This window comes from Corynebacterium flavescens (assembly GCF_008693105.1).
Classification (GTDB): domain Bacteria; phylum Actinomycetota; class Actinomycetes; order Mycobacteriales; family Mycobacteriaceae; genus Corynebacterium; species Corynebacterium flavescens.
The window spans coordinates 63,232-88,994 of the sequence record NZ_VXKK01000031.1; the positions used below are offsets into that span (position 1 = coordinate 63,232).

The following is a 25,763-nucleotide window of genomic DNA, read 5'->3' on the forward strand; positions in this document are numbered from 1 at the left end:
TCCCTAGAGAACATCGTCGAAGTAGCCGGCGGCAGGACCTTGCGCGCCGCCGTCAGACTTCTTTTCTTCCTCTTCAGAATGACTTGCCTTGTCACTGTGAGACGCAACAGAGCCTGTGGGAGCAGTCGCAACTGAGGAGGCCGCGTTTGTGGGCTGGGTTGTTGACCCTCGTGCGGCCCCTGTTGCAGATGCCAGTGCGGAACTAGTCGAGGTAGGCGCGGAAACGGGAGTGGGCTTTCCTACTGCGCCGGGGCCCTCATCCAAGGGGGAAGCCGTCTCATCGTCGAGGTCCATCCACTCCGGACGTGTGTTATCACGGCGCTTGTCATTGATCCGGCAGAACTGGAAGGCCAGCTCAACAAGAAGTTCGAGGGAAGCCGCAAGCACAAACATGGAGAAAGGATCCTGGCCGGGAGTGACTGCCGCGGCGAAGATCATGATAACGACGAAGATGATCCGCCGCTTGTCCTTGACTGTTTCATACTCCAGCACGCCGATCATGTTGAGCGCGACAATGAGCAGCGGGATTTCGAAGCTCACACCGAAGATTGCTAACAAGGCCAGCAAGAAGTAGAAATACCTCTCACCTGTCAGCGCTGCAGTCTGATATTCGTCACCGAGCCCCATGAGGAACTCGAGTCCAACCGAGAGAATGAAGTAGGCCAAGACGGCGCCGAGAACGAAAAGGAGAACGGCGGTGCTGACGACGAGGAAAGTGACTCGACGTTCACGCTTGTGCAGTCCGGGCACCACGAAAGCCCACAACTGGTAGAGCCACACGGGCGAAGAGAGCACCGCACCGGCGAGGGCAGCGACCTTCACACGCAGCAACAGCATCTCAAAGGGGCTGGTAGCCAACAGGCGGCATTCGCCGTCTGCGGTAAAACTGGCGCGTTTATCTGCAGGAAGCTCACAATAAGGACCACGCAGGATCTCACCGAGCGGCTGCAAGCCGAAAGGCGCTTGCTGGTACCAAATGAAACCAATGGTGGTGCCAATGACGATCGCGATGAGAGCGATGACTATCCTGCGGCGCAGTTCTTGGAGATGCTCGACGAGCGTCATTTCTCCAAGCGGATTCTTGGGCCGCTTGGCCGAGCGCAGACGCCTAAAGGCGCCTAGTTTCGAGGCCCGCTGTTTTTGCGCGCCGTCCTTATCAGACATGCTTCATGTTCTTTCGAAAAAATGAGCGACCTACCTCTCGCTTTCCTTCCCCACAGGGAAAGGTGAAGGAAAAGGCAAGCCGCTGAAAACTACTGCTGCTGCTGGGTGCTGTCTTGGCCCTTGACGGGCTGAGTCTGTCCCGGCTGCATGTCGGAGCTATTCCAGAACTCTTCGCTGCTCTGCTTCGATGCGGCGATCTGACCCTGCTGTGCGGGATCTTCGTTCTCCGACTTCATTTCCTTTACCTCAGATTTGAAGATGCGCATGGAACGGCCCATCGAGCGTGCCAACTCCGGCAGCTTACGTGCGCCAAACAGCAACACGACTACGAGGACGATAAGTGCAATTTCCCAAGGTCCCAAACTCATGGGTTCCCCTTTTCTGAGTCTTAGACGCGGCGCGAAAACGCGGCCACAATACAACGTGTGATTACTGGCTACCGAGTATAGCCCTCGAGCGCCTTTTCTCTGCGCTCCGCGAGCGCCTCTACCAATTTTTTCGGGCCGGTAACCCGCAATCTATCGGACTCCCCCAAGGCGAAGCGGAGGAACCAGTCCACGGAACCAACCGGCATCGTGGCAGATAGGTAGCCATTTCCCACCGGCTCACCGAGCTTGATGTCGTGATAATCTGCTAACCATGTGAACTCTTGGTGAATCTCTAGTTGCACGTGTTGTGGGCGTTCCATCGCAAAGGGTTCCTCAGGATCGAAGTCGAGCTGCCGCAGATGCGGATTAGCCTTCTCATCGAGGATCTCAATCTCTCGCATGCGGTCGATCCTAAAGCGTCGATGCGCGTGAACCTGCTCGTCCCACGCTGCGAGGTAGGTGTGGGAGTCCACGATAAAAATACGGGCAGGATCGACCACACGGTACTTTTCTTCGTCCGAGGAAGCGCTCCAATAGTAAAACGCCAGCTTCCTGCGCTCATTCAACCCCTGAGCCACTAGGGCTTGGGCCTGTGACTGGCGAGGATCAGCGGCGGCCAGAGAATCGTAGATGGCTGAGGTCTTCTCATCCATAATCCCGCGCAGCTTGGCTGCGGCAGAGAGCACAGCTGCCGAATCCACCAGACCCGGCATGGCCTCCAGCGATTCCAAGGTGAGCAGCAGCGCCCCGGCCTCCGTTGGAGTCAGGCGCAGAGGCTTGTCAAGGCCTTGGTCGTTGTAGATGGTGACACCGTCACGGTAGTTGAAGGACAAGTCGATCAAGTCCTCGGTCCTACGCCCTACGCCGGAGCAGAATAAGCGCTCCACCGCGTCCTTGAGCTCCTCCGGGCGCATTCCCAAGTCAGTCGCTGCTTCCAAGGGAGTCTGGTCCGGATGGGTACGAAAATAGGGAATGAGGTTCAAAGAACGCACTAGGGCTTGCAACTTCTGGGAGCCGTCAGCGGCCATTACTTCTTTCCTTTCTTCCGCGGGGATGCCTCCACAGGGTCTGTCGCTTCCGCAGGCTCCGACGCTTCCGCAGGCTGAGCGGAAACAGCCGTTACTGGGCCTTGCCTGCGTGTGCTTTTACCGCTCAACAAGGCGACTATCTCCGCACGAATCTCCTCTGGAGATACCACGATGACCTCCGGTGCGTAGCCGGCAGCGGTGCGCACCAGCCAGTCCCGGTCGACACCCCGCAGGCGCACTAGGCCACCTTCCATCTGTTCACCAGCCTGGGAGATCTCCTGCGCACGGCCGGCTGGCACACGCACGACGGCGTCGACACTGTCCCCACGCTGCAGTGCCTTAACGACGAGTTCCTGCAGTGGGGCGGCGGGCTGGAGGTGAGTGGAAGAGTCCCGCGAGCGGCGCACGTTGCTCACGCGCAGGATCCTAAACACCCGGGTGGCCTGCTTGTCGACGTCCCAGCCCACCAGGTAAACGCGGCTGTAATGGTTGACTAATCCCCAGGGATCCATGCTGCGGCGCTGTGGCGTAGACGCTGGGGTGGGGCGATAATCAAAGACAATGCGCAAACCGGCGCGCACTGCGGTCAAGATGGCGGTGACTATATCCGCGCTGACGCGAGTGATGTCATTGTTTGCGGTATAAGCCGGAGCGCCGGAGAGATCTCGGGAGGCGCCCGAGGCCGCAATCTTGGTCCAGCCTGAGAGGCTGAAATCACTCAGGCCACCCGGCTGACCAATTCCGCCGGCAAGACCTAGAACCATGGCTTCCTCGGGGCTAAAGCTCACCGGGGGCAATTGATAGTCCTCATCGTTGAGGCGATACATCACCCCATCCTCCCCACTGCTGTGGACAATGGGAACGCCGGCACGCTGCAGAGTGGCCACGTCCCTGCTGATGAGTTTGGCAAAGGCCTCGTTGCTGCGCTCTTGATAGCCCTCGACGTTGAGGCGGATCCAGGCGGCGCTGCGGTCAGGGCTGCCGCCAGAGCCTGCTGCCCCTAAGAGAGAAAAGGCCAGGTTAGTAAGGCGTTCGACGGCCTCAGAGCGGGGTGTCGAAGCGGGTTCTTCCGCTTTAACCATGTGCAGGCTCCTTATCAACGTGTTTATCAAAAGTCTTCGGGCCAGTTTTCCTAAAACTAGGCGCCGCCAGGAAGGCCCAAGCTCTCAGGAGTGAAATTTCTCCATGTAAGCTAAGAGCTCATCCAAGCGTGGATCCTCCGCGTCGAAAGGATCGAGGAACTCCTCCGTGAGCGGCTCTGGGCGGTTGACTTTCAAGCGCGTCCAATCCACCGTGACATTGGCATTGAGTCTGTGTGCTGCGGCCAAGAACTTTCCTCGCAGTGCCGCACGCGTGGTGTCTGGCGCGTGATTGATGGCGTGCTCAATGGCCTCATCCTGCGTCCAGCGCGCGATCATGCCGCGGCGCAAAAGAATATCGTAGAGGCCTCTGCCTGCGCGAATATCGTGATAGGTCAGGTCAATTTGGGCGAGCTTGGGATGACCCCAGTCCCCGCCGAGCTTGTCACGGTAGCGTTCCACCAGCCCGCGTTTGATGATCCAGTCAATCTCCCGGTCGACCTTGCTGAAGTCTTGCGACTCTATGGCAGCCAAGACGCGCTCCCACAGATCCACTACGCGCCGCAACTCGGCGGTGGGTGTGCCAGCGTCTTCGCGCTGCTCCAACCAGCGTTTTGCTTGTGCGCAAAAGGCCGCCTGCACTTCGAGCGCGGTGACCGTGGAACCGTCCTCCAAGTGCAGCGGGGTACGGCCCGTGGCGTCGCGGGCAATATCCCGGATGCGGCTGATGGGTTTGTCGACGGCGAAGCGCGGGACGTCGAAGCCCGCCTCAAGCATCTCGAGCACGAGCAAGGTAGAGCCCACTTTCAACGCCGAGGTGGGCTCAGCCATGGAAGAATCACCCACGATGACGTGCATGCGCCGGAAGCGCTTGGAGTCTCCGTGCGGTTCGTCGCGGGTATTAATGATGGGCCGCGAACGTGTGGTGGCAGAAGAAACTCCCTCCCAGACCTGGTCTGCACGCTGGGACAAGAGGAACTTTGCTGGCTCATTGCCCTTGGCCGGAGCTATCATGCCGGCACCGCAGATGAGTTGGCGGGTGATCATAAAGGGCAGCAGAGCCACGCCTAGATTTTTGAGGATCATGTGTCTACTGATGAGGTAGTTCTCGTGACAGCCATAGGAATTACCGGCCGAATCAACGTTGTTCTTAAACAGGTAAACGCTGCGCGCACAGCCTTCGGCCTCCAAGGCTTGCTCAGCCTTTCTAGCCAGCCCATCCATCACGCGATCCCCGGCCCGCTCATAGTTGATGAGTTGAGTAAGGCTATCGCACTCGGCGGTGGCAACCTCGGGGTGCGAGCCCACGTCGAGATAGAGCCGGGAGGCGTTGGGGCTAAAAATGTTGGAGGAAGAGTACTCATCGATGATGGGCCGGAAAAGCACGCGGGCGACCTCGTCGGGGGTCAGCTTGCGCTGCTCAGGGGTGGCGCTGGTGAATATCCCGTACTCGACCTCGATGCCCATGATGCGGCGGGTAAAAACGGGGCTGACGGCTGCGGAGGCTTCGCTCACGGACTATTCGCCGCCCTTTTGGACGTAAGAGCGAACGAATTCCTCGGCGTTGTTTTCTAGCAAACCGTCAATCTCATCGAGAAGATCATCGGTTCCGGCACTGTTGATGCTGACCTGGCCCGCGGCGACTTCTTCTGCCTCTGCGCCGTTGTCTCCGCCGGATTGGGAAGAGATCTGGGATTTTTCGGTCGACATGGACGTTTCCTTTCAGCTGTTATGGCTTGCTCAATGCTGTTATTGCTTGGGGCTTAGAATACTCGGCTTCTATGAATACTCGGCCTCTATGCCTAGTTGCTGAAGATTGCTCAGCAGCTGCTCGGCATTGGCGGAGCGAGCGAGAATCTCCCCCACCTGCTTTTCGGTGAGTTCGTGGGTATCATCTAGGGCGATCGTGGCCTCTCCGCCCGGCAGGGAAAAGGTCAGGCTCTGCCAGCTGACAGCGAGAAGCTGTTCGGCGAATGCTCGCGTGACCTCACCCCGGAAGTAGGCGCGGGTATCGCGCGGAGGCATGGTCGCCGCCGCGTCGATCTCAGCCTGGTTGACCAACTCGCGCATCCGGCCACTACGTACTAGGGCGTGATAGAGGGACTTGTGGGGGTCGATATCTGCGTATTGGAGGTCCACCAGCGCTAACTTAGGATCCGTGATGGCAAGTCCGCGATCGAGGTATCCCCGGATGAGGCGATACTTGGCTACCCAATCCAAAAGGTGCGCGGCACTGAGAGGGTCTTTCGCCAAGAGGGCCGTGACCTCGTCCCACGATTCGAGAACCTGCTTTTCTACCTCGGTGACCGCGGTGAGACGACTGCGGTATTCCCCCAGCAGCTCTAGCGCACTCAAGCGCCGCCCGTCGCGCAGCTCGAGTCGATGGTGAAGGTCCACATCGTGGCTGACGCGCGAGACTTCGGCCACGGCGTCGACCAAGCGCAGATCACTGAAGTCCACGCCGGACTCAATGGCATCAAGCACGAGGGAAGTTATTCCCAGCTTCAAGAAATTCGAGGTATGAGACATGTTGGCATCCCCGATGATGACGTGCAGGCGCCCGAAGTCTCGCGCCACCGCATGAGGCTCGTCCCGGGTATTGATGATTCCGCGGTTGAGCGTGGTCTCCAGCGATACTTCTTGCTCGATGTAGTCGGCGCGTTGGGAGATTTGAAAACCGGCGCCGCTGCCGTCTTGACCTAGTCCTACCCTGCCAGCCCCGGTGATGACCTGGCGGGCAACGAAGAAAGGAATGAGCCCCTGCGCTATATCTTCGAAGTCTGTGGAGCGATGGTACTGGTAGTTCTCGTGCGAACCATAGCTCGCGCCTTTGCCGTCGACGTTGTTCTTATAGAGGCGCAGTGGCGGGCAGGGCTCGTGGTGCGAGAGCACCGAGGTATTCTGCGCGCTCAGCTCCGCCACTGCGGCGGCGGCTTGGCGCGCGACGACGTCCCCCGCGACATCGTAAAGCATGGCGTCGAAAGCATTGCTACATTCCGGGGAGGAGTACTCCGGGTGGGCGTGATCGACGTAGAAGCGTGCGCCGCTGGAGGTAACCACGTTGGCTACGCCAATAGCATTTGGATCAACGACCGGCACCGTTTTATAGCGCTTGAGATCAAAGCCGCGGGAATCCCGCAGAGGGTGCTCCTCGGCGTAGTCCCAGCGCGAGCGTGCCCCTGTGTAGAGCGCTGCGTAGGCCACGACCGCGTGAGTGGAGGAAACAATCGGCGAAAAGCCGGGGTCGGTGGGAGTGGAGATGCCGTACTCGGTCTCTGTGCCTATGATGCGTGCCATGTGCTGCTCCTATAACCGAGTAACTCAACCCTAACCACCTTGGCTCCGCCCTGCGTGCCAGTTACGATCTTCGCCCAATCCTCCGGGTTCGCCGAGGTAGGAACGTACTCTGACTCCGCTTGCTCGGCTGCGATGGCCTGCTGCAAGTGGGCGAACCTAATCCCGGCTGGGATCTGCGGCTGAGAGCCTGCGGAGCCCGTCGAAGTACCGAGGGCATCTTTGATGGCCAGCTTCTTGGCACGGGAGATGATGTTGGCGATCATGGCGCCAGAAACGAAGTCCCGGTAATGCAGATCCCGGGTCTCCTGACTGTTGAAGTGCAGACGTACGAAGGGACGCTCGGAGTAGAGCTCTTCGACGGCAGCCTCGACCAAGAGATCGCGTTCCTCGGCCAAGGGCACCGTGGTTCCAAGGTGGCGCTGGAAGATTTCCCGCGCGGCCTGACGGTTCGGACGATTGACTCGTATCTTGATGTCGAGGCGCCCTGGGCGCATGATGGCTGGGTCTATCAACTCTTCACGGTTGGTGGCACCGATGACGATGACGTTGCTGAGCTGTTCGACGCCGTCAAGCTCGGTGAGCAACTGCGGCACCACAGTGGTTTCCATGTCCGAAGACACCCCGGAACCGCGGGTGCGGAAGATGGATTCCATCTCGTCGAAGAAGATGATGACGGGGCGGGAGGAATCAGTGGAGGCCAGCTCGCGGGCCCGCTCAAAGATGAGCCGAATGCGACGTTCTGTCTCTCCGACGAACTTATTGAGCAGTTCAGGGCCCTTGACATTAATGAAGTAACTCGAGGAGGTGCTTCCCATGTGCTTGGACAAGGAATTGGCAACTGCCTTGGCAATGAGTGTCTTTCCGCAGCCAGGAGGGCCATAGAGCAAGACACCCTTGGGCGGGCGTAGATCAAAGGCACGGTAGAGTTCAGGATGAAGAAAGGGCAGCTCAACGGAATCCCGGATCTGGGAAATCTGTGCCTCAAGGCCCCCGATATCGCCATAAGAGACGTCCGGGACCTCTTCCAAAGACAGCTGCGCTATCTCGGTCTTGTGGACCTTTTCCAGGCCCAGCCCGGCCTTGGAGTCAACGAGGATGGTGTCCCCGGCGCGCACGTTCGCCCGCAGGGCGTCTGCCAATACAACGACTTCCTCTTCCCCGGAGGCGGTGGCCACGATGGCGCGATCGGTGCCGATCAGCTCGCTGATCGTGCCCAGCGCCCCAATTCGAGGGGTTTCGCAGGCCTCGACGACCACGAAACCGTCTCCCAAACGGACTTGCTGACCCACCTTGAGGGTTCCTGGCTCTAGGGAGGGCGAAATCTTCAGACGCATGGGGCGCCCGTTGGTATAAACTTCGGCGTCTCGGCGTGAGTCATGCGCGCGCCCAGAGTAACCAAGGAACACTCCGTAGGTGGAAGCAGGCTCCGAGAGCGCATTGACCTCGGCGAGCATCTGCTGCAGCTTATCGCGGGATTCTTGCAGCAGACCAGCGAGCTTCACGTTGCGGCTGGAGAGCTTTTCGACCTGCTTTTCTAGGTCGGTAGTTACTTTCATAGATTCCACCCTAGCGCGCGAGGACTTCCGATAACTAAGGTTGGCTTACTTGAATTGCCCACCTGGTCGCCCTCGCAGGATAATGGCTACTTACGAGCGCGGCGCTGCGGGCGCGGCGGGGTGACTCCGTCTGCCAGTCTCCGGGTCCAGATCAGGAAAGCGGTGTGGGCATTCATGCGGTGCTCAGGGCGGGTGGCAAGCCCCTCAACCTTCCACTCGCGCACGAGGGATTCCCAGGCCTTGGGCTCGGTGAAGCACTGCAGCTCGCGGATTCCCTCCATGACCTTCATCAGCTGCGGGACGGTGGCAACGTAAGTCATGAAGACGCCACCCGGAATCAGGAGATCTCGCACGGTATCTAGATGCTCCCAGGGTTCGAGCATGTCTAGGATCACACGGTCAACTGGGCCGCCTAAGTCCTCGACGGTGACATCCCCAAGATCGCCAAGGCGGGGGCTCCACCACTGCGGTTGCTCCCCGAAGTACTCGCGGACGTTATCAACTGCATACTCCAAGTGATCCTCGCGTACCTCATAGGAAAACACGTGCCCTTCAGGCCCCACCGCGCGCAGCAGAGTCATGGACAAGGCCCCCGAGCCGGCACCAGCCTCGAGGACGCGCGCGCCCATGAAGATGTCGCCCTCGACGAGGATCTGTGCGGAGTCCTTGGGATAGATCACCGCCGCGCCACGCGGCATGGACAAGACGTGATCAACCATGAGGTGCCTAAAGAGCAGGAAGGCGGAGCCCATCGTCGACTTAATCACAGAGCCCTCATCCATGCCCACGATGTCGTCATGGTTGATGATGCCCTTGTGGGAGTGAAACTGCCCGCCTTCTTCCAAGACCAGGGTGTAGTGACGGCGTTTGGCATCCGTGAGCTGGACACGGTCACCGTAATGGAAAGGCCCGGAATAAGGCATAGCTGGTGGTGCTCCTCAGAGTGATTCGAGTATTGGTATAAGCCGATCTTTAGCCAAGCACCGGCTTGGCTGTAGCCGAAGGCTTTTCGGTGTTTAACCCACCAAGTATGCCTCAAGAGCCTGGGCCAACCATAGTTGGTCGCGTTCGCCCACCATTTCACGCACAGAGTGCATTGAGAGCATGGGTACCCCGACGTCCACGGTATCGATGCCCAGACGCGTGGCCGTGATGGGGCCGATGGTCGAGCCGCAGGGAACATCGTTATTGCCCACGAAACGCTGAAAAGGAACCCCGGCGCGCTCACAGGCTGCCTCCCACAGGCTAATGGTTACCGCGTTAGACGCGTAGCGTTGATTGGCATTGATCTTGGTTACGGGCCCCTGCCCGATGATCGGGTGGTGTCCCGGATCATGCTTGCTGGCATAGTTGGGGTGCACTGAATGGGCGGCATCGGCGGAGACGCAGCTCGATCGCGCATACATGCGCTGCTTATCCTCGGCGTCAGCCCCCAGGGCACCCGCGGTGCGCCCTAAGACATCATCCAAGATGGGACCAGCTGCGCCGAAGCGCGAGTTCGAGCCCACCTCCTCGTGATCAAAGGCGGCCATGACGAGGATGTCTCTTCCCTCATACTCCCCTGCCGCCTGGGTCAGGGCCCGCAGGCTGGCAAAGACGGAGGAAAGGTTGTCCATGCGCCCGGCGGCGATGAAGCGCTCCCCCGCCCCAAAGACAGCGCCGCGCGCGGCATCAGCGGTGATGAGGTTGAATGCGGCAATATCGCCGGCGTCGATCCCCAGTTGCTTCGCTATCACCTCCAGGATGGAAGTCTCCGGATCACCCACGCTCAGAACCGGCTGCATGTGCTGCTGGCGGTCCGGCTTGAACTCGTCCTGGCGGTAGAGGTGGATAGCCAAGGAGGGCAGGCGCAGCAGCGGGCCGGTATTGACTAGGTGGCGGTCACCGTCCTTGGTTACCAGCTGACCTGCGACAGTAAGCTCTCGGTCAAACCAGGTATGCAGCAAGGCCCCGCCGTAGACTTCCACAGCCACCTGCTGCCAGCCAGCGGCGCTAAAATCAGGCTGCGGTTTTAACACGAGCCCGGGGGAATCCGTGTGAGAACCAATGATGTGAAACCCTGAATCCGGTGAAGCCCCCTCCGGCACAAACCACGCCATGAGTGCCCCACCGCGAATAAGGTAGTGGCCGCCCGGCGTGCTTGACCACCTCTCGCTTTCTGCCTGGCGCTTAAAACCTGCGGCCTCCAAAATCCTCGCGCCTTCTGCAGCGGCATGGTAGGAAGATGGAGATGCAGCGATGAAATCTAGAAAGTCCTCAGTCGAATTACTCATGCCCTCTAGCTTGCCACGAACAAGCAAGCGATAGGCTGAAAGGATCATGGCTTCTTCACATAACACTCCCCGCCCCATAGCCCTCTCGCCCTCGCGGGCTTCCGATTACACCCAGTGCCCTTTGCTTTATCGCTTCCGGGCCATCGACCGCCTGCCGGAGCCTAAAACTGTCGCGCAGGTGCGTGGAACACTCGTCCACGCAGTACTCGAGCACATGCATGACCTCCCCCGCGAGGAGCGCACTTACCCGGCAGCAGTGAAGATGATTAAGCCGGAATGGGCCACCATGGCGGAAAAGGACGCGGAGCTTAGCCAGCTCATCTCCCCAGATAAGGAGCTGGAGTTCTTCGTGGAGGCTCGTTCCCTCATCAAGGGCTATTTCCAGATGGAGAACCCGCAGGGCTTCGACGCCGCGGACACGGAAATGTACGTCAATACCGTGCTGCCCAACGGTGTGCCTGTGCGCGGCTTCATCGACCGCGTCGACGTCGCGCCGGGCGGGCAGGTACGCGTGGTGGATTATAAAACCGGAAAGAAGCCCAGCCCACGCTATAGCCACGATGCCCAGTTCCAAATGCGCTTTTATGCGCTCGTGTATTGGCGGCTCTTGGGAACCATTCCGGCCCAGCTTCGCTTGATGTACCTCAAGGTTCTGGACTCAATGATTCTCAGCCCCAACCGCGAAGAACTCGAGTACTTTGAGCGCGACCTCGGCGTCTTGTGGGCGAAGATTGAAGGCGATGGGCGCAGCGGGGACTTCCGTCCCAAGACGTCCAAGCTCTGCGGCTGGTGCGCCCACCAGGCAATATGTCCTGCCTTTGGCGGCACACCGCCTGCCTATCCTGGCTGGCCGGGATCGACGGCCGATACAGACTAGGGGTTCTGGAGGTAGTTACAGCTCACCTGCGCTGCGTCTAGAACAGGCCGGTGATGTTGCCGTTCTCGTTCACGTCGATGGCGTTTGCGGTGGGCTTCTTAGGAAGTCCAGGCATGGTCATAACGTCTCCGGTAAGGGCCACGATGAATCCAGCTCCGGTACGCGGCAGCAATTCCCGCACGTGCAGGACGTGGCCGCTGGGAGCGCCTAATTCGTGGGGATCATCCGAGAAAGAATACTGCGTTTTGGAAATAACCACGGGCAGGGTATCCCAGCCATTGGCTTTGATGTAGGCAAGGTCCTTCTTGGCCTTCGCTCCGTATTCCACACGGGCGGCACGGTAGATGGAGGTAGCGATCTTCTCAATAGAGGCCTCGACTCCCTTCGCGGGATCGTAGAGGGGGTGAGAATCACCATCGAGGTGCTCGAGGACAAGCTCCGCGAGCTCTAGTGCGCCCTCCCCGCCCTCCCCAAAGACGCGGACCTCAGCCAGCGGAACGCCGAAGAAGTCAGCCCATTCGCTCATGAGCTCACGCTCGTCTGCGGTATCGCTGGGGAAGAGATTAAGGGCCACGACTGGGCTAAGCCCGAATTGCCGGAGGTTTTCCACGTGACGCTCTAGATTTCCTAGTCCTGCACGCAGTGCGTCGAGGTCTTCCACATCAAGGTCCTGCTTGGCGACGCCGCCGTTGTACTTCTGCGAACGGATCGTCACCACTACCACCGCACCGGCGACGTCGAGGTGGCCGAAACGGGCCTTGATGTCGAGGAACTTCTCCCCTCCCAAGTCCGCGCCGAACCCTGCCTCGGAGAGAACATAGTCACCGAACTGCAGCGCGGTGGTAGTAGCCAGAAGCGAGTTGCAACCGTGTGCGATGTTGGCGAAGGGGCCGCCGTGCACGAAAGCGGGAACGCCGCCTAAGGTTTGCACTAAGTTGGGGTTGATGGCATCTCGCATCAATGCAGTAAGCGCACCATCCGCCTCGAGGTCACGTGCCGTGACTGGTTCTTGGTCAAAGGTATAGCCAATGGTGATGTCGCCGAGACGACGCTTCAAATCCTGCAGGCTGGTTGCCAGGCACAAAATGGCCATGATCTCCGAAGCGGCGGTGATGGTAAATCCAGTCTCAGCCGGGACTCCGTGTGCAGGCCCTCCCAGACCGGTGACGACCTTGCGTAGCGAACGGTCATTGACGTCCTCACAGCGCTGCCAGGTAACTCGACGAGGATCGATGTTGAGGTGGTTTCCTTGGTGGATATGGTTGTCCACCAAGGCCGCCAAAGTATTGGTAGCCGCGGTAATGGCGTGAAAATCCCCCGTGAAGTGGAGGTTAATATCCTCCATAGGCACAATCTGGGAGTATCCGCCACCCGCGGCGCCACCCTTGATGCCCATCACGGGGCCCTGGGAGGGCTCACGAAGGGCCACGATGGCTTTCTTGCCTAGCCGGTCGAGGGCATCCGTCAGGCCAATCAACACCGTGGACTTGCCCTCGCCCGCGGGAGTGGGTGAGACTCCCGTGACGAGGATCAGCTTTCCTTGCCCCTCACTCGGGCCCAACTTGGTGATATCCACCTTCGCCTTGGTTGTGCCATAGGCAATAAGGGCCTCTTGCGGTATTCCCGCCTTGGCGGCGATGAGTGAGATGGGCTGTAGCTTATGAGCTTGGGCAATTTCGACGTCGGAAGGCTGTGTAGTCATAAACTGCATCCTACCGAGGTCGAAGCGCATTGCTTAAAGCAGGTCGGGGTGCACTTTAAAGAATCAGCGCGCCGAAGAGGTAGCCCAGGAGGACCGAAAGCACGATGCTGACGACGCCAGGCACGATGAAGGGGTGGTTGAATACGGCCTTTCCGATTCGGGTGGAGCCCGTGTCATCCATCTCCACGGCGGCCAGCAGTGTCGGGTATGTAGGAAGCACGAACAGGGCTGCAACCGCAGGGAATGCCGCGATGGCGGTCAGCGGGCTGACACCCAGTGCAAGCGCGGGCGGAATGATCGCCTTCGTGGTGGCGGCCTGCGAGTAGAGCAAAGCAGCGGCGAAGAAGAGTACCACGGCCAGCAGCCACGGAGCAGATTGGATGACCTCGGAGGCAATGCCTTCGATTCCATCGATGTAGTGGTTGATGAGGGTCGTGCCCAGCCAGGCCACTCCGAGCACACACATGGAGGCAGACATACCGGACTTAAATACCTGCGTATTGAGCACGTCCGCAGCCGGAATCTTAGTGAGCAGAACTATGGCTGTGGCTGCCGTGAGCATCACGGCCATGATGGCCTCGTTGCGTGGCAAGGTCGGATCCGAAATAAGTCCCAGCTGATCGGACGTTAAGGTAGCCCAGGCCATGACGACGAGGATGGCTACAAGGAAGATACCTACTGAGGCTTTAGCACCTTTAGCAGGAACAAAGTTCTCAGCGCTCGCCGGCTTTTCCACGAGACCTGCTGCTAGGCGCTCCTGGTAGACCGGATCATCCTCAAGTTCCTTGCCCATTTTGTTGGCGATCCACGCCGCGGGGAAGATGGACAGGAAGGTTGCCGGAATCAAGATGGCGAGAATCTGCAGGTATCCCACGCCTTTAGGTTCCAACAGAGACGCCAACAAGACCACAGCTGCAGAAAGCGGCGAGGCGCAGATCGCCATTTGGGAGGCAACCACGGCGATAGACAGCGGCCGCGAGGGACGCACCTTACCTTCCTTGGCCACCTCGACGATGACGGGAAGAGTGGAGAAGGCAGTGTGGCCGGTGCCGGCGAGGACCGTCATCAGCCAGGTGACCACCGGGGCGTAGAAAGTGACGCGCCGCGGATTCTTTCGCAGGAACTGCTCTGCCAAATAGACCAAATAGTCCATGCCCCCCGCACGCTGCATGGCAGCAATGGCGGCGATGACTGTCATGATGATGCCGATGACATCAAAGGGAATATCCTCGCGTGTTACTGGGACGCCCGTGGCGCCCAACAGTAAAACACCGAGGCCACCGGCCATGCCGATGCCGATAGAACCCATACGGGCGCCGATGAAAATGGCCCCCAAGACTATAAGAACGTGTACGACAACCATTGATGCTCCCCTAGTTGTTCGATAGCCGGTTCACGTGGACGAGGAAGAGAGCGAGAAGCTAGACAAGACTCCTGTGCAGATCCTCGTTGACGTGAACCTATGATGAATTGCTTAACTTTTACTTTGCTACATTTGAGTAGGTTTTGTGCATATAAACCCCCGCTTGTGTCCGTTCCCACAACCCGTACGGACATCCCACATAAGTGCAGATTTGGCAGGTAGTCCAAAAAGAAGGTGGGAGGCCGAGCCCGGCACAATGCCGGACCGTTCTCCCACCTTTTAGCGCTCGATATGCACTCTCGAGCCGTTAACCCTTGCCGAACCCTCTACTGACGCTGTTTAAAGCGCAGCGATGCTCGGGTGCCTAGGAAGTGCTCAAGGCACTCTGGGTGAAACTAGTTCTCGTCGACGTAGAGCTGGCCGCGGAACTCGGGGTGCATGAGGTTTTCCACCGAAAGAACCTTGTCCAAGGTGGCCTCATCGAGCAGACCCTTCTCAAGGACGAGCTCGCGCACACCCCTACCCGTGTGCAGGGACTCCTTGGCAATGAGATCGCCATTGTGGTGGCCGATGAACGGGTTGAGATAGGTGACGATACCGATGGAGTTCTCGACGTAGGCGCGGCATACCTCCGGGTTGGCGGTGATTCCCACTACGCACTTCTCACGCAGGGTGTCGACAGCGTTGCCCATGATGCGGATGGATTGGAACAGTGCCTCGCCGATGACGGGCTCCATGACGTTGAGCTGGAGCTGCCCAGCCTCTGCGGCCATGGTGACCACGTGATCGTTGCCGAAGACCTTGAAGCAGACCTGGTTGACTACCTCGGGGATAACCGGGTTGACCTTACCCGGCATGATCGAGGAACCAGCCTGACGCGGAGGCAGGTTGATCTCGTGGAGTCCGGCGCGCGGGCCGGAGGAAAGCAGACGGAGATCGTTGCAGATCTTCGACAGCTTCATAGCGGCACGCTTGATGGCGGAGTGCAGCAAGACATAAGCACCGCAGTCCGAGGTGGCCTCGATGAGGTCACGAGCTGTCTTCATCTCCAGGCCAGTAACCTCCGACAGGGCGGCGGTGACCTGGTGGCGGTAGCCAGCCGGGGTGTTAACTCCGGTGCCGATCGCGGTAGCGCCGAGGTTGATCTCGCGCAGGCGCGACTGTGCATCGCGCAAGACAGACTGCTCTTCGGCCAAGTTGTGCGCGAAGGCCTTGAACTCATCTCCCATGGTCATGGGGACGGCGTCCTGCAGCTGGGTGCGGCCCATCTTCAAGATGTCTTGGAACTCGTTACCCTTTGCGTTGAAAGCGGCTTCCAATGCATCGAAGCGCTCGATGAGCTTGTCGACGGCGGCGTACACACCAAGACGGAAGCCCGTGGGGTATGCGTCATTGGTGGACTGCGACATGTTGACATCATCATTGGGGTTGATGATGTCGTAGGAGCCCTTGGGCTCACCGAGGTATTCGAGTGCCAAGTTGGCAACAACCTCGTTGGTATTCATGTTTAGAGAGGTGCCGGCACCACCCTGGAATACGTCGAGGGGGAATTGGTCCATGCAACGACCCTTGTCAAGGATCTGATCACAGGCCCAGATGATGGCCTCCGCCTTCTTGCGAGGCAGGGTGTGGAGACGACGGTTTGCCATGGCAGTGGCCTTTTTGACCTGCACCATGCCGCGTACGAACTCCGGAATGGAGTTGATGGTGACATAGGAGATCTGGAAGTTATCCATAGCGCGCACGGTGTGGACGCCATAGTAGGCATCCGCCGGAACCTCAAGAGAACCGAGCAAGTCGGTCTCTGTACGCGTCTTCTTGGTCCCTAGGCCGGAACCGGGCTTCTCAGTCTTGTCGGTTCCTACAGTCTGGCCAGCCTCCACGGAGGTCTTTTTGACCTCTTCCTTGGAGTCATGGACATTCTTCTTGGAGGGCTTTGCCATGGTGACAAACTCCTTAAAACAGCTCGCGACCTACCTACGGTAAGTCTGGAATGAATTTGATTCACTCACCATCGTAGACGCGCTGGCAGATTAAGGGTGCGAAAAAAGTTATTGTCTACCGCTAGAAGCGGGCTATCCGTAGATCGGAAGCCAAAATGGCCTCCGCACCCAGGGACAATAGCTCATCCATGACGTGGTTGGCGCGCTTACGCGGCACCATGGCGCGAACCGCAACCCAGCCCTCACGCGCCAAAGGCGAGACGGTTGGACCGGTAAGACCAGGGGTCACCCGCGAGGCGGCATCAAGATTGCTCTTTGCCACGTTGTAATCAAGCATGAGGTAGTGACGGGCGTGCAAGATACCCTGGATGCGGCTGAGGACAGTCTCTTCCTCTGCACTCAGGGGTTGCCCCTCGCGTTTGATAACGATAGCTTCGGAGGACAGAATCTTCTCCCCAAAGGGGGCGAGCCCCTGCTGACGCAGGGTAGTTCCGGTAGAAACCACGTCCGCGATGACATCGGCCACTCCCAGGTGGATAGAGATCTCCACCGCGCCATCGAGCCTAATGACCTTGGCTTCAATGCCACGGGCGCGAAGGTCATCACGCACGAGGTTGGGATAAGAGGTGGCGATGGTCTTTCCCTCTAGCTTCTCCACGCTCCACTCCTCACCAGCCGGAGCGGCATAGCGGAAGGTCGATGCACCAAAGCCGAGGCGCAGCACCTCGTTGAACTTGGTACGGGAATCCAACGCAAGATCACGGCCGGTAATCCCCATATCAAGTACGCCTTGGGAGACGTATATAGCAATGTCCTTCGGGCGTAGGAAGAAGAACTCTACATCGTTGTTCTTGTCCACGACGTTGAGGGACTTGTTATGCCCTCGGCCCTTGTATCCAGCCTCGGAGAGAATATCGAGCGCTGCCTCGGACAAAGAGCCCTTATTGGGCACAGCAATCTTTATCATGACTTCTTCCTAGAGATTCTTGTACTGCAGAATGTGTAACACTGGTACTGCTACAGGTACTTATATACGTCTTCCAAAGCGATTCCACGCTTGAGCATCATGACCTGGGTCCAGTACATGAGCTGAGACATTTCTTCCGCGAGTTCGGCGTCTGATTGGTACTCTGCGGCGAGCCATACCTCGCCCGCTTCCTCGATGACCTTCTTACCGATGAAGTGAACGCCCTTATCTAGGGCCTCGACGGTGCCGGAGCCCTCCGGGCGGTTGTCTGCTTTTTCTTTTAGTTCAGCAAAAAGTGCCTCAAAATTCTTCACGGCAGACTATTATTCCACAGTTATCCACCCGAGGCGGCATAAACCATGGCTTTAGCTGCGCACAGTGTTTCCTACCCAGGAAATCTGCCCGAACCAACCGTAGACGTCAACAGCCTGTACCCCGTCGAGGTGAGCGGAACGGTAAAGCTCCGCGATGGTGGAAACCTCCCGGGGAACCTCCACCGACTCATCAGCAGGCAAACCGATAACGCGGCAGCCTGCGTCGACCGCGGCGCGCATACCCGTGGCAGAATCCTCGAACACGAGGCACTGTGCTGGGTCCAGTCCGAGGCGACGGGCGGCCTCGCGGTACATGTCCGGTGCAGGCTTACCGTGCTCTACTTCGTCTCCGCAGATAGTGTCCACAAAGTGCTCTCTGCCCACTGCGTCAATAGCGGCATCGGCGACATTGCGTTCCGTGTTGGTAGTCACCATCATGGGAATCCCGTCGGCACCAAACTGCGCTAAAAGGTCCCGGATACCGGGAAAAACTTCCAAGCGCTGGGAGAAGAGTTCCTTTGTGTACTCAAACATCGCACGCCGGTAGTCCTCTTCCCGCTCCACAGGAGCCTTAATTCCAGCCACCTGCGCGCAGTAGCGGAAGGTGGTGGAAAAAGTGGCTCCGACGGTCGCTAGGCGCTCCGTTGGCGTTAGTCGGCGGCCCATCTGCTCGGACAGGAAGTACGTGGCCTCGGCCCATAAGGGCTCGGAGTCAGTGAGCGTGCCATCCATGTCCCAAAAGATTGCGGCGGGTTTAGAGGCGGCGGGTTTATTCGTAGTCATGCGGGGATTAAAGGTCTCCTTTAAAAAATCTTGCGAGTGCTAAAACTCGAGCTCAGGCAGCTGCGCCAAGGCCTCGTCATCTGCGCCTGTGGCTGCAGAGGCATTGTAAATGAGGACTCCCAGTTCCTGCTTCTCCTCCGGCTCGAGGACCGCATCTGCCTGACGGCGGTTAAAACCTGCCAACTGGGCAACTCCAGCCTCCACCACGGCTGCCAGCGCTTCGCTGTCTGGATCATCGGGCAAAGTATCGAGGGAATCAAGCAATCCCTCGAGGAGAGACTTAAGCTCCGGCAACACTGCCGCATCAAAGGGGGCGGACCAGAACTCTTTTTCCTCCGCACGGAGATAATCCCCGGTTGCGAAGGAATGTAGATTATCGATGAACTCGTCAATTGTGGGTTGAAAGTCTGCGCGAATGCTCATGGTCTAAATACTGCCCTAAGATTGCGCGAGGCGCACCCCCACGAGGGAATCAAAGGCCTGAGAAACCAGCTCCCCTGCTGCGGGGTCATCCTCGCCACGCGACTGCATAGACCATGCATCGACGGCGGCTAGCAAAGCCGGAGTATCAAGATCATTGGACAGCGCCTGGCGCATCTCTTGCACCAGCGCCTGTGCCCTACCAAGCTGGCCGGGATGAGACAGCGCCTCGCGCCAGGTGTGTAGACGCTTCGTGGCTTCGGCCACGATGGCCTGCGACCAGTCCCGATCGCTGCGGTAGTGGCCAGCGAAGACGCCAAGCCGGATGGCTGAAGGCTCGACGCCCTGCTCCACGAGCTTGTGTACGAAGACGAGGTTTCCCAGCGACTTCGACATCTTGACCCCATCGAGGCCGATCATTGCGCTGTGCACGTAGAAATCAGCCATGCGCTCCACCTTGAGCGCGGCTTCCACATGTGCGGCGGAGAACTCGTGGTGCGGGAACTTCAGGTCGCTTCCGCCTCCTTGGATATCGAAGGAAGACCCAAGGTGGTCCGTGGCGATGGCCGAGCACTCGATGTGCCAGCCAGGGCGGCCCGGGCCAAAGGGAGAATCCCACGCGGGCTCGCCCTCGCGGTGGGCGCGCCAGACCAAGGCATCGAGCGGATCCCGTTTTCCAGGACGCTGCGGATCACCGCCACGCTCGGCGAAGAACTCAGCCATCTGCTCGGCGTTGTAGTTGGACTCGTAGCCGAAGTGCTTGGTCGCGTGAACCGAGGCATAAACGTCTGGGTACTCCGGATCATCAACCACATAGGCGGCCCCCACAGCGAGAAGCTTTTCTACCATCGTGATGACCTGATCGATGGCCTCCATCGCGCCAACGTAGTTCTGCGGCGGGAACACGGAGAGTATCTCCATATCACTGCGGAAGAGATCGATCTGCGAGGAGCCGAGCTCCTTCCAATCAACGCCGTCACGCTGAGCACGCTCGAAGAGCGGATCGTCGACATCGGTGACGTTTTGCACGTAATGCACCGCTTTGCCGGCATCGAGCAGCACCCGATAGATGAGGTCAAAAGTAAGATAAGTGGCCGCATGGCCCAAGTGCGTCGAGTCATAGGGCGTGATTCCGCACACGTACATGCGCGCGGCGTCACCCTCTATACGGAGCGGCCGAATCGCTTCATCGGCGGAATCGTAGAGACGCAGAGGCACCGAAGTGCCAGGAACACGGTCGAAATGGGGCGCGGGCCAAGAATGCATGCAGACCATCGTAGCCCCCACCGCGCCGCCGCCGCACTTTGCGCATTCTTAGCCCAGTTGCCCTAAGGCTGCAGAACGCCCAGTGCCAGCAGGATCATGAGCAGCACGCCAACTGGGATGCGGTAAGCAGCGAACCAGGCGAAGGAGTGGTTGCCCACAAACTTGAGCAGCCACGCAATGGAGGCATAGCCCACGCCGAAGGCGATGGCGGTGCCCACCAGCAGCTGCATGCCGGTGGCGGATTGACCGACGGTGGGGCCGAAGGCGTCGTCAAGCGAAAACAGACCCGAGGCCAAGACCGCCGGAATAGCCAAAAGGAAGCTGAAGCGAGTGGCGACCTCGCGGTCCAGACCCAAGAACAAGCCGCCGGAAATGGTGCCACCAGAACGGGAGACGCCGGGGATAAGCGCTAGGCACTGGCACAGACCCATGACGATGGCGTCCTTCATGTTGAGCTCATCGAAACCGCGGCTCTTGGAGCCCACGCGCTCGGCGAGGATGAAGAAGAAGGAAAAGAGGATCAGCATGGCTGCAGTGATCCACAAGTTGCGCAGGCTATCGCGAATGAGATCCTTGGCGAAGAAGCCGACCAGTCCGATCGGGATGGAACCGACGATGATCATCCAGCCCATGCGATAGTCCTGTCCACGCTTTTCTTTATTGAAAAGCCCCCGGAACCAGCCCAAGATGATCTCCCAAATCATCTTGGCAAAGAATACGATGACCGCCAGTTCCGTTCCCAACTGGATGACGGCGGTGAAAGAAGCGCCTGCGTCCTCGCCCCAGAACAATTCCGAGACGATACGCAGGTGTCCTGAGGAGCTCACGGGGAGAAACTCAGTGAGGCCTTGGACGATTGAAAGAACGATGACCTGGATCCAGGACATCGCATCGGTAGCTGTTGCGGTATTCACCCGAGATAGCCTACAACTCAATTTCACGGCTTCGAAGTTTCGCAACACGCGCTGCTAGGATAGAAAATCGTGATTGCACTGCTCGCTTCCCAGAAAAGGGCCGCCCTTGCGCTGAGCCTCAGCGCCTTAGCTTTGGCCGGCTGCCAATCAGACAGCGAGGTCGGAGTCGGATCCGACCCAGACACGGCGGTGCAGGGTAATGCCACCCCAGCGCCTTCCCCAGCTGCAACTAACCCGGCCGGAAAGCTGAGCCTTGAGGGCCAGTCGCTCAAAGATCTCGCAGTGATCGACAGCACTGTGGCCGTGCATTCCGCCACGGGCTTGGAGGTGGGTAGCCAGTCGGATTTTGAGGCAGGCAAGGCTGCCACCGTGCCACTTAATGAAAGCTGCGGCGAGCTAACGGCCTCCGAACAGGGCTTCGTCATTGCTTGTGGCGATAAGGTCCTTATCATCGATCCCACGGAGCCCACCTCCCCGACCGAGGTGGACGTGTCGGAGGACGCTCCCGCCACAGCCGCCGCCCTTATCTCAAGCGGTGAGCTCTTTGTCACCTCGGCTGATACCGCCGAAGTCGGTGTCTACAGGGAGGGCCAACGCGTGGAGGACATCACCGCTGAGGCTGGCTCGGATCAGCTCATTCCCGTCCCCAATGCCAATATCCGGGACAACGTAGTGCGCATCCAGCGCTCCGATTCCACTATCCAGAACCTCGATTGGGAGCACGACCGCGCAGGTGGTCGCCTGCGCGCGGGCCAGGGTGTGGGACAGATCGCCGCAGGTGACAACGGCATTGTCTTGGCCTCGGACACAGTGGGCAAGCGCCTGGCCATCTACACCGCTGACGACGTCATTCGCCTCCATCAGTACGGCAATACTCCCGGCGTGCCTTGGGCAGTGGCTTGGGACGAGGGACGCCAGTTGGCGTGGGTGACCACCACCGATACCAATGAGGCTCACGCCTACAACATCTCGACCGGCGTTCCCATAGAAAAGGGCTCGTTTCCCACGGTTTCAGCCGCCGAGCACATGGCCGTGTTGGAGGATGGCACGCTTGTAGTCGCTTCCGCCACCGGTGATGGCCTTCAGTTTTACTCCGACCCTGACCTGAAATAATCCACCCTGTGCTCATCCGTCGCCACGAAACCCGAAGTCAGCCCCCAGATACGTCAAAACATTTCACGACACCTCCACGAAGGAACGGACTCCTCCCCATGCATACCTCCCCAGTCGACCGCTTGCGCGCACGGGCCTATCAGCTGGCATTGCGCGGCATGTTCACACTTGATCCCGAGACCATCCACACCATCATCAGCCGCGGGCTGGCGGCCCTGCAGGCTGTCGGTCCGGCGAACCGCGGACTCGCCAAGATCCTGCCCTTTAGGGATCCAGTGCTTTCCCAGGAGGTTTTTGGCGTGATTTTCCCACGGCCGCTAGGCTTAGCCGCCGGCTTTGACAAGAACGCCGCCGCCGCCGATGCCTGGGCTGCGGTGGGTTTTGGCTACGCCGAGTTAGGCACCGTCACCGCGTTAGCCCAGCCAGGCAACCCAGCCCCGCGCCTGTTCCGGCTCAAGGCCGACAAGGGCATTTTGAACCGCATGGGCTTTAATAACCACGGCGCAGCGGTAGCCGCACAGAATCTGCGCAAGCGGCGCTATAGCGATCCCCTCGGCATCAACATTGGCAAGTCCAAGGTCACTCCCGCTGAGCAAGCTGTCGATGACTACCGCCGCTCCGCTTCCGTGCTCGACAGCCTCGCAGACTACCTCGTGGTCAACGTCTCCTCCCCCAACACCCCTGGCCTGCGTGATCTGCAGGCGGTGGAATCCTTGCGTCCAATCCTGGCCGCGGTCCAAGAATGCACCGCACTGCCGGTCTTGGTAAAGATCGCCCCAGACCTCAGTGACGCCGATATCGATGACATCGCCGATTTGGCCGTTGACCTCGGCTTGGCCGGAATCGTGGCGACCAATACCACCATTTCTCGTGAGGGGCTGCGTACTCCCGCCGCCGAGGTCGCGGCCATGGGTGCCGGCGGCGTTTCCGGTCCCCCCGTTGCCGCGCGCTCGCTCGAGGTCCTCAAGCGCCTGCACGAGCGAGTCGGTGACAAGCTCGTCCTCATCTCGGTGGGAGGCATCTCGACCCCGGAGCAGGCATGGGAGCGCATAGCCGCAGGAGCCACCCTCCTGCAGGGCTATACCGGCCTCATCTATGGCGGTCCAGACTGGATTCGGGATATTCACCGCGGCATTGCCCGACAGATCCATGCCCACAACTTGCGCAATATCTCTCAAGCTGTGGGCTCTGGCCTGCCGTGGAAAGATTGCTAGGAAGCTAGCAGCCGCGCCTCTAGTGCGTCCCTATGCTCACGCGCCGCAGGATAAGGGCGCATAGGCCTGCGCCCACAGCATAGAGCAGCAACCAGTACTGATCCATGACCACGAGGACAGTGCTGGGGGCGAAACGTCCCGCTATGACGAGAACCACGGCTACAGCTAGTGCTATAACCTGGGGTTTACTCGCCCGTTGATCACGGCGGATGGTGGCAAAGGCGCCTGCAATTAGCGCTGCTGCAACGATGGCCAAGGTTCCATAGGTCCATGTAAAGGGTGCCTGCCACCCATCACGGAACACGGAAATAACCGCCAAGAGGATCAGGACGAAGGCAAGAAACATAAAGGCGCCACCCACCCGCAGTGTGGTGGGGATAGGTACTCCCTGCGCCGGGGATTTACTAGTTGTCATCTACTTAGTCTCGTACCAGCCCCACAGGATTGCCCGGCCTAGGCTGTGGAAGTAGAGATTAAATCCGAGCTTCGCGGGGCTGGCCTCCGGCTCAATGTCCAGCTTGGCGACGTCGACCGCGTGCACCGCGTAGAGGTAGCGGTGCGGCGCGTGGCCGCCGGGAGGGTTCGGTCCGTAGTAGATACGCTCGCCAGAATCATTGCGCAGGCTGACGACGCCGTCAATGCCCAAATCCTTCGTCGCTCCAGCGTTGGTGGGCAGCTCGGTGACGTCTGCGGGGATATTGAAGGCAGCCCAGTGCCAGAACCCCGAGGCCGTAGGGGCGTCAGGATCGAAGCAGGTCACCGCCAAGGACTTCGTTCCCTCCGGAAGCCCAGACCACGCCAGCTGCGGGGATATACTGCGCGGGGCGCGAATGTCCTCCGAAATCTCTGCGCCATCCTCCAAGTCGCTAGAGGTCAAGGAAAAGCTGGGGAGGGTGCCCAGCGGGGCGTAGGGGTCCGGACCGGGGAACCGTGGATCATCTGCATAAGTAGCCATAACCCATTTGTACCCCACATCACAGGCCACTGTCTAAGGGGGTACACGTTACAGTGGACGCTGGCACGCCAGCGACCGGGGCCTGACTTAACCCTGACTTACCTCGTTGTCATTCACTACGGCATCTGGGAGATTTACCGGCGAAAAGCAGCTCCTCTACAACGCCATAAATAAGTATTGAGCTGGCGATTTGTATTCGATCTACGGATCGGGATACAGTATTCGAGTGCCCAGCCGAGAGGTTGAAACAAACACCCTGCCCGGGTGGCGGAATGGCAGACGCGCTAGCTTGAGGTGCTAGTGTCCTATTAACGGACGTGGGGGTTCAAGTCCCCCCTCGGGCACAATTGTGAAGTCTCGAGACATCGTTCCTAGAACGGTGCTCGAGACTTTTTTCATGTCGCCTAGAAGCCCCCCTCAGCTGAACTGCGCTGAGGGGGGCTGAAATTATTAAGAGAAGGCACTAGGAAATAGAAGGAACCTACTCTACTGCGGGCTCTACTGCCGGCTCTGCGGACTGAACGCGCGCGGCCTTGATGCGAGTGAGGGCGTACTTCACCACGATGGGCAGGACCGACAGCGCGATGATGAGGAGCATGATCTTCTCGATGGAGTCTGCGATCCCCGGGATGTTGCCCAGGAATACGCCGATGAGGTTCATCGACAGCACCCAGGTCACTCCCCCTAGAACGTTCCATCCCACGAAGTGGGTATAAGGCATCCGGGCGGTGCCAGCTGCTACAGGCACAAAGGTGCGCACGATGGGCACGAAGCGGCCTAGGACAAGCGCTGCGGATCCGTGTTTGGTGAAGAATTGCTCTGCAGCGGCAAGGTGAGAGGACTTGAGTATGCGGGCATCATCGCGGAACAAGCGGCGACCAAACTTGTGTCCCAGCCAATAGCCAACCTGGTCGCCGAGGATTGCTGCGACTACGCCGATGGCTAGGAGCTCCCAGATTGATACATTGAGCGGATCCCGCAGGATGGCTGCCGTTACGAGCAGGGAATCACCCGGCAAGAACGGAAAAAGGACACCGGATTCGATAAATACGACGATGGCCACGCCCACCAGCACCCAAGGCCCGAAGGCGGTCAACAAGGTGGTGGCGTCCATATAGGACAAAAGATTGTGGACTGCGTCCATGTCTAAGGCTCTGCTTTCTTTGG

Annotated in this window: 25 protein-coding genes and 1 tRNA gene; 4 read left to right on the plus strand and 22 right to left on the minus strand. The window is 59.2% G+C overall.

Annotated elements, in window-relative coordinates; translation table 11 throughout:
* Window positions 1-3: 3 nt before the first annotated feature.
* The 10 genes from tatC to F4V60_RS06215 form a co-directional block, all read right to left on the minus strand.
* A complete protein-coding gene (gene tatC / locus F4V60_RS06170; protein ID WP_141255885.1) occupies window positions 4-1,065 on the minus strand; it encodes a twin-arginine translocase subunit TatC in 1,062 nt (353 codons plus the stop codon).
* A 188-nt stretch (window positions 1,066-1,253) separates the two neighbouring features.
* The gene (gene tatA, locus F4V60_RS06175) at window positions 1,254-1,532 is read right to left on the minus strand and encodes a Sec-independent protein translocase subunit TatA (protein WP_075729802.1); all 279 of its coding nucleotides are present in this window, start codon (window positions 1,530-1,532) and stop codon (window positions 1,254-1,256) included.
* Between the two features lie 68 nt (window positions 1,533-1,600).
* Window positions 1,601-2,560 (minus strand): helix-turn-helix transcriptional regulator, encoded by a 960-nt coding sequence (locus F4V60_RS06180; protein ID WP_075729803.1) that lies wholly within the window; start codon window positions 2,558-2,560, stop codon window positions 1,601-1,603.
* On the minus strand, window positions 2,560-3,642 hold the full coding sequence (locus tag F4V60_RS06185) for a helix-turn-helix transcriptional regulator (protein ID WP_075729804.1): 1,083 nt from the start codon (window positions 3,640-3,642) through the stop codon (window positions 2,560-2,562). The genes F4V60_RS06180 and F4V60_RS06185 overlap by 1 nt, the downstream gene beginning before the upstream one ends.
* An 84-nt stretch (window positions 3,643-3,726) precedes the next feature.
* A complete protein-coding gene (gene pafA / locus F4V60_RS06190; protein ID WP_075731118.1) occupies window positions 3,727-5,106 on the minus strand; it encodes a Pup--protein ligase in 1,380 nt (459 codons plus the stop codon).
* A 51-nt stretch (window positions 5,107-5,157) separates the two neighbouring features.
* The gene (locus tag F4V60_RS06195; protein ID WP_075729805.1) at window positions 5,158-5,349 is read right to left on the minus strand and encodes a ubiquitin-like protein Pup; all 192 of its coding nucleotides are present in this window, start codon (window positions 5,347-5,349) and stop codon (window positions 5,158-5,160) included.
* A gap of 69 nt (window positions 5,350-5,418) precedes the next feature.
* Window positions 5,419-6,936, minus strand: coding sequence for a depupylase/deamidase Dop (dop, locus tag F4V60_RS06200; RefSeq protein WP_075729806.1), 1,518 nt, complete (start codon window positions 6,934-6,936; stop codon window positions 5,419-5,421).
* On the minus strand, window positions 6,921-8,492 hold the full coding sequence (arc, locus tag F4V60_RS06205; protein WP_075729807.1) for a proteasome ATPase: 1,572 nt from the start codon (window positions 8,490-8,492) through the stop codon (window positions 6,921-6,923). Before arc ends, dop begins: the two co-directional genes overlap by 16 nt.
* 86 nt (window positions 8,493-8,578) lie before the next feature.
* Complete coding sequence (locus F4V60_RS06210; protein ID WP_075729808.1) at window positions 8,579-9,415, minus strand: tRNA (adenine-N1)-methyltransferase; 837 nt, start codon at window positions 9,413-9,415, stop codon at window positions 8,579-8,581.
* A 93-nt stretch (window positions 9,416-9,508) separates the two neighbouring features.
* Window positions 9,509-10,765 carry a M18 family aminopeptidase gene (locus tag F4V60_RS06215; RefSeq protein WP_075731120.1) on the minus strand — a complete coding sequence of 419 codons (1,257 nt, stop codon included), beginning with the start codon at window positions 10,763-10,765 and terminating at the stop codon, window positions 9,509-9,511.
* Between the two features lie 46 nt (window positions 10,766-10,811).
* Here F4V60_RS06215 and F4V60_RS06220 point away from each other — a divergent pair, with 46 nt between their 5' ends.
* Entirely contained in the window at window positions 10,812-11,642 is an 831-nt protein-coding gene (locus tag F4V60_RS06220) for a RecB family exonuclease (RefSeq protein ID WP_075729809.1), read from the plus strand.
* A gap of 37 nt (window positions 11,643-11,679) precedes the next feature.
* On the opposite strand, the gene F4V60_RS06225 is transcribed toward F4V60_RS06220, so the two are convergent.
* The 9 genes from F4V60_RS06225 to F4V60_RS06265 form a co-directional block, all read right to left on the minus strand.
* Entirely contained in the window at window positions 11,680-13,344 is a 1,665-nt protein-coding gene (locus F4V60_RS06225) for a formate--tetrahydrofolate ligase (RefSeq protein WP_075729810.1), read from the minus strand.
* Window positions 13,345-13,399: 55 nt separating this feature from the next.
* Window positions 13,400-14,707, minus strand: a complete 1,308-nt coding sequence (locus F4V60_RS06230; protein ID WP_075729811.1) for an anaerobic C4-dicarboxylate transporter — start codon at window positions 14,705-14,707, stop codon at window positions 13,400-13,402.
* A 395-nt stretch (window positions 14,708-15,102) separates the two neighbouring features.
* Window positions 15,103-16,650: an aspartate ammonia-lyase gene (aspA, locus tag F4V60_RS06235; RefSeq protein ID WP_075729812.1), complete on the minus strand. Its 1,548-nt coding sequence runs from the start codon at window positions 16,648-16,650 to the stop codon at window positions 15,103-15,105.
* Window positions 16,651-16,771: 121 nt separating this feature from the next.
* Entirely contained in the window at window positions 16,772-17,617 is an 846-nt protein-coding gene (gene hisG, locus F4V60_RS06240) for an ATP phosphoribosyltransferase (RefSeq protein ID WP_075729813.1), read from the minus strand.
* Window positions 17,618-17,667: 50 nt separating this feature from the next.
* Window positions 17,668-17,931 (minus strand): phosphoribosyl-ATP diphosphatase, encoded by a 264-nt coding sequence (locus F4V60_RS06245; RefSeq protein ID WP_075729814.1) that lies wholly within the window; start codon window positions 17,929-17,931, stop codon window positions 17,668-17,670.
* Window positions 17,932-17,982: 51 nt separating this feature from the next.
* Window positions 17,983-18,714 carry an HAD family hydrolase gene (locus tag F4V60_RS06250; protein ID WP_075729815.1) on the minus strand — a complete coding sequence of 244 codons (732 nt, stop codon included), beginning with the start codon at window positions 18,712-18,714 and terminating at the stop codon, window positions 17,983-17,985.
* 39 nt (window positions 18,715-18,753) lie between these two features.
* Complete coding sequence (locus tag F4V60_RS06255; RefSeq protein ID WP_075729816.1) at window positions 18,754-19,137, minus strand: hypothetical protein; 384 nt, start codon at window positions 19,135-19,137, stop codon at window positions 18,754-18,756.
* 15 nt (window positions 19,138-19,152) lie between these two features.
* The gene (mshC, locus tag F4V60_RS06260; protein ID WP_075731122.1) at window positions 19,153-20,400 is read right to left on the minus strand and encodes a cysteine--1-D-myo-inosityl 2-amino-2-deoxy-alpha-D-glucopyranoside ligase; all 1,248 of its coding nucleotides are present in this window, start codon (window positions 20,398-20,400) and stop codon (window positions 19,153-19,155) included.
* Window positions 20,401-20,462: 62 nt separating this feature from the next.
* Complete coding sequence (locus F4V60_RS06265) at window positions 20,463-21,287, minus strand: undecaprenyl-diphosphate phosphatase (protein WP_084559260.1); 825 nt, start codon at window positions 21,285-21,287, stop codon at window positions 20,463-20,465.
* Between the two features lie 96 nt (window positions 21,288-21,383).
* Between F4V60_RS06265 and F4V60_RS06270 the strand changes: the two genes are divergently transcribed.
* Both F4V60_RS06270 and F4V60_RS06275 read left to right on the plus strand, forming a co-directional pair.
* Window positions 21,384-22,427 carry a YncE family protein gene (locus F4V60_RS06270; protein WP_232315992.1) on the plus strand — a complete coding sequence of 348 codons (1,044 nt, stop codon included), beginning with the start codon at window positions 21,384-21,386 and terminating at the stop codon, window positions 22,425-22,427.
* Between the two features lie 98 nt (window positions 22,428-22,525).
* Entirely contained in the window at window positions 22,526-23,641 is a 1,116-nt protein-coding gene (locus F4V60_RS06275; protein ID WP_075729818.1) for a quinone-dependent dihydroorotate dehydrogenase, read from the plus strand.
* Window positions 23,642-23,660: 19 nt separating this feature from the next.
* Here F4V60_RS06275 and F4V60_RS06280 read toward each other — a convergent pair whose 3' ends face one another.
* Window positions 23,661-24,056, minus strand: coding sequence for a hypothetical protein (locus F4V60_RS06280; protein ID WP_075729819.1), 396 nt, complete (start codon window positions 24,054-24,056; stop codon window positions 23,661-23,663).
* Window positions 24,057-24,596, minus strand: coding sequence for a YbhB/YbcL family Raf kinase inhibitor-like protein (locus F4V60_RS06285; RefSeq protein WP_075729820.1), 540 nt, complete (start codon window positions 24,594-24,596; stop codon window positions 24,057-24,059).
* A gap of 258 nt (window positions 24,597-24,854) precedes the next feature.
* On the opposite strand from F4V60_RS06285, the gene F4V60_RS06290 reads away from it, so the two are divergent.
* Window positions 24,855-24,940 (plus strand) — tRNA-Leu (locus F4V60_RS06290).
* Window positions 24,941-25,077: 137 nt separating this feature from the next.
* Here the strand turns inward: F4V60_RS06290 and F4V60_RS06295 are convergent.
* Window positions 25,078-25,740, minus strand: coding sequence for a DedA family protein (locus F4V60_RS06295; RefSeq protein ID WP_150387362.1), 663 nt, complete (start codon window positions 25,738-25,740; stop codon window positions 25,078-25,080).
* Between the last annotated feature and the right edge of the window lie 23 nt (window positions 25,741-25,763).